The sequence below is a fragment of the Oerskovia sp. NPDC060287 genome (assembly GCF_042726775.1).
GTDB classification, from domain to species: domain Bacteria; phylum Actinomycetota; class Actinomycetes; order Actinomycetales; family Cellulomonadaceae; genus Oerskovia; species Oerskovia merdavium.
Genome location: NZ_JBHXBO010000213.1, coordinates 1 through 7,140 on the forward strand (window position 1 = coordinate 1; position 7,140 = coordinate 7,140).

The following is a 7,140-nucleotide window of genomic DNA, read 5'->3' on the forward strand; positions in this document are numbered from 1 at the left end:
GGGCAGCTCCGTGGAGCTGCCCGCCCGGCCTCGGGGTCCGCTGCCCCGCTCGGCTCAGGAAGCCGGCGGGTTGACGACCGACTCGTCGAGCGCGCCCGCGTCGTTGCCCCACGAGGCGAGGATGTCGGTGAACGTGCCGTCCTCCATCAGGACCGTGAGCGCGGCCTGGATCGCGGCCGCGAGCTCGGTGTCGGCCTTCGCGGTCACGATCCCCTGGGGTGCCGAGTCGAACACGTCGCCGATCTGCTCGATCTCCCCGTTCGTCTGCTCGATCGCGTAGGACACGATGGGCGAGTCGGCGTACATGATGTCGGCCTTGCCGCCCACGAGGTTGGTCGTCGCGTCGGCCTGGTTGTCGTAGCGCAGGACCTCGAGCGGCTGCTCGCCGTCCTCGACGCACGTCGAACTGATCTCCTCGGCGCCCTCGTCCTCGACCGTTCCGGTCTGCACGGCGACCGTCAGCCCGCAGATGTTCGTCGGGTCGACGTTCTTGGGGTTGCCCTTCTGGACCGAGAACGCCTCGCCCGCGTTGAAGTAGCTGACCATGTTGGCCTCGGCCATGCGCTCGGTAGTGATGGTGAACGACGAGATGCCGACGTCGTACTTGCTGCCCAGCGCCGGGATGATCGCCGGGAAGTCGGCCGACTCGATCACGACCTCGAGCCCCAGGACCGCACCCACCGCGGTGATGATGTCGATGTCGTAGCCGACCGGCGTCCGGCCGTCCGCGTCGATGAACTCGGCGGGCGCGTACTCGGTGTTGGACGCGACGACGAGCTTGCCGGCGCTCGCGATCTCGGCCGGCAGCAGGGCCGCGGCGGCGTCGTCCTTCTGGATCGACGTGAGGTCGAACGGCGCTTCCGTGGAGGTCTCGCCCGCGGACCCGGTGGACGGGGAGTCGGCGGGCTGGGAGGCGTCCGTGCAGGCCGTGAGGGCCAGGGTCGCCGCGGCCGTGAGGGCGACGAGGAGTGGCATCTTGCGCATGAGAGCTCCGATCGGGTGGGTACGTCGTGGCGCGCCACTCTAGGGGCGATACGTCTCGCTCGCGTCACGGAGGGGTTTCGGTTCGGCACCTAGCCCTTACCGCGCCCGACGGCCCGCCGCCCCCGGGTGCGCCCGGCACCTCGGCCGGCACGCACCCGATCAGCCCGTCGTCAGCCGTTCAGCGGCGACATGTCCAGGTACCGGTCACCCGCCGCGGCCCCGGCCGGGAGCACAGCGTCGAGCTCCGCGAGGTCCTCGGGGGAGAGCTCGACGGCCGCAGCGGCGACGTTCTCCTCGAGGTACCGCACGCGCTTGGTGCCGGGGATCGGGACCACGTCGTGCCCTTGCGCCAGGACCCAGGCGAGTGCGAGCTGCCCCGCGGTGATGCCTCGCGCCGCCGCGAGCTCACGGACCTGCGCGACGAGGGCCAGGTTCGCGGCGAGCGCGTCGCCCACGAAGCGCGGGTTGGTCCGGCGGTAGTCGTTCTCGGTGAGCCCGTCGACCGACGAGATGGTGCCCGTGAGGAAACCGCGCCCGAGGGGCGAGTACGGGACGAGCCCGATCCCCAGCTCGCGCAGCGTCGGCAGGATCTGTGCCTCGACGTCGCGCGACCACAGCGAGTACTCGGTCTGGAGAGCCGTGAGGGGGTGGACGGCGTGCGCGCGCCGGATGGTCTCGGGCGCGGCCTCGGACAGGCCGAGGTGGCGGACCTTGCCCGCCTGGACGAGTTCTGCCATGGCGCCCACGGTGTCCTCGATGGGCACCTGGGGGTCGACGCGGTGCTGGTAGTAGAGGTCGATGTGGTCGAGGCCGAGCCGCTGCAGGCTGCCGTCGACGGCCTGGCGCACGTACTCGGGTCGTCCGTCGATCGTCCGGTCGCTCGCGCTCGCCCCGGCTCGCGCGACCCCGAACTTGGTCGCGACCACGACGTCGTCCCGGGCCACCCCGGAGCTTCGGAGCGCGCGGCCGACGAGGCGCTCGTTGGTGTGCGGGCCGTACATGTCGGCCGTGTCGAGGAGGGTCACGCCCAGGTCGAGGGCGCGGTGGATCGTGGCGATCGAGGTCTCGTCGGTGGGCGAGCCCTCGCCGCTCGTGGCGCCGTAGAAGGCCGACATGCCCATGCAGCCGAGGCCCACGGCCCCGACCTCGAGCAGTGTCCCGTTCTCGGCGCTGCCGAGGGTGTGGGTGGGGAGGTGCTGAGTTGCCGCGGTGTCCGTCATGACTCCAGCCTGCGACTTCGAGTGCGCTCGAGGTCAAGAGGACGGTCCCCTCAGCGGTCCCCGGTCCGCCCTTCGTAGACGTCGATCTTGCGCACGATCGCCTCGAGATGCTCCTGCACGGCCGCGAGCTCGGCGCGCACGCGCTCACGGTGCGCGTGCAGCAGGTGCAGACGTTCGGCCTCGTTGCCCTGCCCTGCGCGGACGAGCTCGGCGTAGGCGCGCACCTCGCGGATCGGCATACCCGTGCCACGCAGCCGCGTGAGGAGCACGAGCCAGTCGATGTCGCGGGCCGTGTAGCGACGGTGCCCGGACGGTGCCCGGACGGGGCGCGCTCGACCGCGTCGAGCATGAGCCCGTCGCGCTCGTAGTAGCGCAGGGTGTGGACGGTGAGGCCCGACGACGCGGCCGCTTCAGCGATGGTCAGCGCCGTTCCCGGGGCGAGAGCGGTCATGGGTCCAGCGTGCCACGGCGGCCGTCAGGACGGTCAGGTCTCCTCGAGCTCCACGTCCCAGTGCGCTGCGAGGCGCTCCGCCTGGACCAAGAACCCGCGCTGCTCGGCCCGCGTCAGCGGCCGGAAGAGCTGGGTGTCGAGCCGCAGCGACCGTGCGGTCAGGACGTGCCGCCATCGCCCGACGACCCGACCGTCCACCGCGACGACGTGCAGGAACGGCGACTCCTCCGTGCCGGGCAGCCGGAGCGGAAGGACGGCAGGCGCCTCTGCCGAGAGCGGGTCGCGGGCCAGGTCCCGGCTGTCCTTGTACGACACGAAGTACTCGTCGTACCCCTGGAGCAGGTCCACTTGTACATCCCCCGCGGCGCCGATCAGGGGCGGCCCGTCGACCAGCCGCCAGAGGACCAGCCCGGTCGCCGCGTCCCCGGTCCCGACGACCTGCTCGACCTCTGCCCCCAGCGCCGCGAGCCCCTCCCGCGTGCGGGTCATCGTGAGGCCCGACCAGCCCGCGAAGTCCTTGACGGTCGCGAGCCCGCGGCTGCGCAGGTAGCGCCGCAGGAGCTCGGCCAGCGCCGCGTCCTCGTCGAACGTCGACCCGAGGGGCCCGTACCCGGCCGGCACGCGCTCGTCGAACGCCGCGTACGTCTGCTGCTTGCCGCGCAGCGCGCCGCTGATCACGACCCGGTCGAGCTCGGCCCGCATCAGGATGTACGTGAACGGGATGCCGGACGAGGGCAGCCCGTGCGAGGCGAGCAGCGCCGCGAGCTCAGCCCGGGTCCGGTGCCGGCCACCCGCGACCGCGCCGGCGAGCAGGTCGGTCGCGGCCGCGTCCTGCGCGGGTCCGCCCAGGTCCGGGTAGTACGGACGGTTGAGGCGGTGCACCCGAGGTGCGGTGAGCTGCAGGAGCCAGCGGACGTCGTCGGGCAGGACGGTGTGCCACGTGGGGCGCAGGACGTGCGTGCGCACCAGGTCTCCCGCGGAGAACGCCTCGCGCGCGGCCGCCGCGGACGGCGTCCCCGCCGTGCGCTGCGCGATCCCCCACAGGGACGGGTGGAACTCCTGGGACTGGACGGCCCCCAGGTGCCCGACGACGTCACGCAGGCTCGGGAGGCCGGCTCCCCGGAGGCCGTGCGCACCCAGGCGGGTCGCGACGACCGTGGCGGCGTCGGGCGGCGTCGCCCCTTCCCCGTCGCCGACCACGCCGCTCACCGCCCCCGGCTCACGACGCCGCGAGGTCCGCGAGCGCGACGTCCGTCCCGCTCAGCTCGACCCGGATCGCCCCGTCCGTGACCCCGACCGAGGTCAGCGTGACACCCGTCGGGAGGTCGAGCGGGACCTGGAGGTTCGTCAGCAGGTTCGCGATCGGGCGAGGGAGGTCGGAGATCGTGATCGTCGCGGGGCCCAGGGTCAGGGACGCGACGTCGACCGCGATGGTGTTGCCGTCGACCCGCGGCGTGAGCCTGGCCGACAGGTCCACGCCCAGGACCGACATGCTCGCGACGAGCAGGTCACCGTCCGTGGTGAAGGTGACCGGGGACCCGGCCGCCTCGCTCGCGACCGCGTCGAGCGACGACGGCGAGAGGAGACCCGTCGCGGTGCCCGACCGCAGGACGTACGGGTCGCTCGTCGAGACTCCGCGGGCGTCGATGTGCAGGTCGGACACGGTGTACCCGCCGAACGTCGCCGTCGCCGCCGTGCCCGTGACGTGCTCGAGCTCGCCACCGACCACCTGCGTCAGGAACGGGAAGCCCTGGATGTCGAGGTTCGCGTCCGTGAGCTCGACGTCCTCCTGCTCCATGGACCGCACCGCGGCGCCCTCGGTCACGCGCACCGCGACGCGGTCGACCACGACGAGAACGAGCACCAGGACGACGAGCCCGCCGATCAACCACCACCATCGCTTCATCCGCCCACAGTAGGTGGCGAGACCGGACGATGCCGCGGACGATGCGGATCCGTGACCTGCGGTGTCGCTCACGCCGGACGGCGTCACGGTGCGCCCGGGTCCTGCAGGTTCGCCGTGTTCGCGGCGACATGCCCGGTGTCACGCCGCCTAGGCTGAATGGCATGACTCGTCCCGTACGCATCGGCGTCCAGCTCCAGCCCCAGCATGCCGACTACCCCCAGATCCGTGACGCGGTGGCCCGCGCCGAGGACGCCGGGGTCGACGTGATCTTCAACTGGGACCACTTCTTCCCGCTCTCGGGCGACCCCGACGGCAAGCACTTCGAGTGCTGGACCATGCTCGGCGCGTGGGCCGAGCAGACGAGCCGCGTCGAGATCGGCGCGCTCGTCACGTGCAACAGATACCGGAACCCGGAGCTCCTCGCGGACATGGCCCGCACGGTCGACCACATCTCGGGCGGCCGCCTGATCCTCGGGATCGGCGCCGGCTGGTTCGAGAAGGACTACGACCGGTTCGGCTACGAGTTCGGCACCGCGGGCTCGCGCATCGCGGACCTCGCCGACGCGCTCCCCCGCATCAAGGCCCGCTGGGCCGCGTCCAACCCGGCCCCCACGCGCGAGATCCCGATCCTCGTCGGGGGCGGGGGCGAGCGCAAGACGCTGCGCATCGTCGCCGAGCACGCGACCGCATGGCACTCGTTCGGCGACGCCGAGACGCTCGCCCGCAAGAGCGCGATCCTCGACGAGCACGGCGCCGCCGTCGGGCGCGACACCGCCTCGCTCGTCGAGCGGTCCGTCGCGGTGAACCGTCCGCCCGCCGAGGTGGGCGACGAGCTCGTGGGCCTCGGCGCGACGCTCCTGACGGTCGGGGTCAGCGGACCCGACTACGACCTCTCGCTCGTCGAGCAGTGGGTCGCCTGGCGCGACGCGCGCGCCGAGGGCTGACCCCACCGGCAGGACGGGGCGCGCCGCGCACGCGACGGCAGCGCCCCGTCTCAGCCACCGGACGCCGTACGCCGTCCGGGAACAACGACCCGGCAGCGCGGGTTGCCGCAGTCATGGCCACCCCAGCACCAGCGTCGTCCACCCCTGACGCGGTCTCCCACCCGTCAGCACCGTCAGCCCTTCCGGCTTCACGCCCCACCCGCGCCACCCGCATCACCGTCGGCTTCGTGCTGCTCCTCTCGGCGCTCACCGCGATCGGCCCGCTCACGATCGACCTGTACCTCTCGGCCTTCCCGCAGATCGTCCGGGAGCTCGGCACGACCGAGTCCCGCATCCAGCTCACCCTGACCGCGACCCTCGCCGGACTCGCGCTGGGTCAGCTTCTCATCGGTTCGATCTCCGACGCGATCGGTCGCCGACTCCCGCTGCTGACCGCGCTCTCGCTCTACGTCCTGGCCTCGGCCGGGATCGTGTTCGTCCAGTCCGTCGAGATGCTCACCGCGCTCCGGTTCGTCCAAGGCCTCACGGCCGCGGCCGGCATGGTCCTGTCGATGGCGATCGTGCGCGACAACTTCGAAGGCTTCCAGGTCGGCAAGGTCATCGCGCGACTCATGCTCGTCGTGGGGGTAGCGCCGATCCTGGCCCCGACCATCGGGGCCCAGTTCCTGCGCATGGGCTCGTGGCGCCTGATGTTCGTGGCCCTCGCGGTGTTCGGCGTGCTGCTGCTGGTCCTCGCGGCCCTGCGGCTCAAGGAGTCGCTGCCCCCCGAGTTGCGGCGGACGGGTGGCACGTCGGCTGCCCTGCGCTCCTACGGGTCGCTCGTGCGCGACTGGTCGTTCTTCGGCCTCGCTCTGCTCGGCGGCTTCTACATGGCCGCGATGTTCACCTACATCTCGGCGTCGACGTTCGTGTTCCAGGAGCAGTTCGGCCTGAGCGCGCAGCAGTACGCGATCATCTTCGGTGCGGGCGCGGTGTCCGTGACGATCGGCAGCCAGGTCAACGGCGCGCTCGTCGGACGCGTGACGCCCGAGCAGATCCTGCGCGTGATCGTGCCGGTCGGCATGGTCCTGTCGGCAGGGCTGCTCGCCGCGACCCTGAGCGGCGCGGGGCTCCCCGTCCTGGTCGCCCTGATCGTCCTGACGCTGGGCACGGCCGGGTTCGTCATGCCGTCGGTCCCCGCGGTCGCCCTCGAGCGCAACGCCCACCGCGCGGGCAGCGCGGCGGCCCTGCTGGGCGCCATGCAGTTCGGCGTCGGCGCGGGCATCGCGCCCCTGACCGGGCTGATCGGCGGCGACGTCACCATCACCATGGCCGCGGTCATGTTCGGGGTCATCTCGGTCGCTGGCCTGCTCCTGCTGAGCCTGAGCCGCTCGCTGCGGGCCGTACCGGCCGCGGCCGACGACGTCGCGGGCTCGGACACAGGGGATGCGGGCGAGGACGCGCAGGCCGACGAGCTGGTCGTGGTCTCCGACGTCTCCGAGCTCGGGGTCGTCGCGGCCGCTGAGGCGGTGGTCGAGGCCGCCGAGGCGGCGGCCGAGGCTCCGGTGGTCCCGGCGACACGTCGCACCTGACCCCGCCGCCGAGCCCAGCGCCGGTGCTCGACGACCGTGCGGTGGGCGTCCGGATTCCTCGGAA

Annotated in this window: 7 protein-coding genes and 1 pseudogene; 2 read left to right on the forward strand and 6 right to left on the reverse strand. The window is 72.5% G+C overall.

Going from position 1 to position 7,140, the window contains the following annotated elements; translation table 11 throughout:
- Nucleotides 1-54 precede the first annotated feature (54 nt).
- From ACFWFR_RS15685 to ACFWFR_RS15710, 6 genes and pseudogenes are all read right to left on the reverse strand, one after another.
- Nucleotides 55-984: an ABC transporter substrate-binding protein gene (locus tag ACFWFR_RS15685; protein WP_191803774.1), complete on the reverse strand. Its 930-nt coding sequence runs from the start codon at nt 982-984 to the stop codon at nt 55-57.
- Between the two features lie 170 nt (nt 985-1,154).
- Nucleotides 1,155-2,204, reverse strand: coding sequence for an aldo/keto reductase (locus ACFWFR_RS15690; RefSeq protein ID WP_377623578.1), 1,050 nt, complete (start codon nt 2,202-2,204; stop codon nt 1,155-1,157).
- Between the two features lie 50 nt (nt 2,205-2,254).
- Nucleotides 2,255-2,443 carry a hypothetical protein gene (locus ACFWFR_RS15695; RefSeq protein ID WP_377623582.1) on the reverse strand — a complete coding sequence of 63 codons (189 nt, stop codon included), beginning with the start codon at nt 2,441-2,443 and terminating at the stop codon, nt 2,255-2,257.
- Nucleotides 2,444-2,565: 122 nt separating this feature from the next.
- Nucleotides 2,566-2,655, reverse strand: a pseudogene (locus tag ACFWFR_RS15700) (MerR family transcriptional regulator); the annotation flags it as partial.
- A 33-nt stretch (nt 2,656-2,688) separates the two neighbouring features.
- Complete coding sequence (locus ACFWFR_RS15705; RefSeq protein ID WP_377623579.1) at nt 2,689-3,864, reverse strand: winged helix DNA-binding domain-containing protein; 1,176 nt, start codon at nt 3,862-3,864, stop codon at nt 2,689-2,691.
- A gap of 10 nt (nt 3,865-3,874) precedes the next feature.
- Complete coding sequence (locus ACFWFR_RS15710; protein ID WP_191803768.1) at nt 3,875-4,561, reverse strand: DUF2993 domain-containing protein; 687 nt, start codon at nt 4,559-4,561, stop codon at nt 3,875-3,877.
- A gap of 161 nt (nt 4,562-4,722) precedes the next feature.
- Between ACFWFR_RS15710 and ACFWFR_RS15715 the strand changes: the two genes are divergently transcribed.
- Complete coding sequence (locus ACFWFR_RS15715; protein ID WP_377623580.1) at nt 4,723-5,505, forward strand: LLM class F420-dependent oxidoreductase; 783 nt, start codon at nt 4,723-4,725, stop codon at nt 5,503-5,505.
- 227 nt (nt 5,506-5,732) lie between these two features.
- Complete coding sequence (locus ACFWFR_RS15720) at nt 5,733-7,076, forward strand: multidrug effflux MFS transporter (RefSeq protein WP_377623581.1); 1,344 nt, start codon at nt 5,733-5,735, stop codon at nt 7,074-7,076.
- Nucleotides 7,077-7,140: the final 64 nt, after the last annotated feature.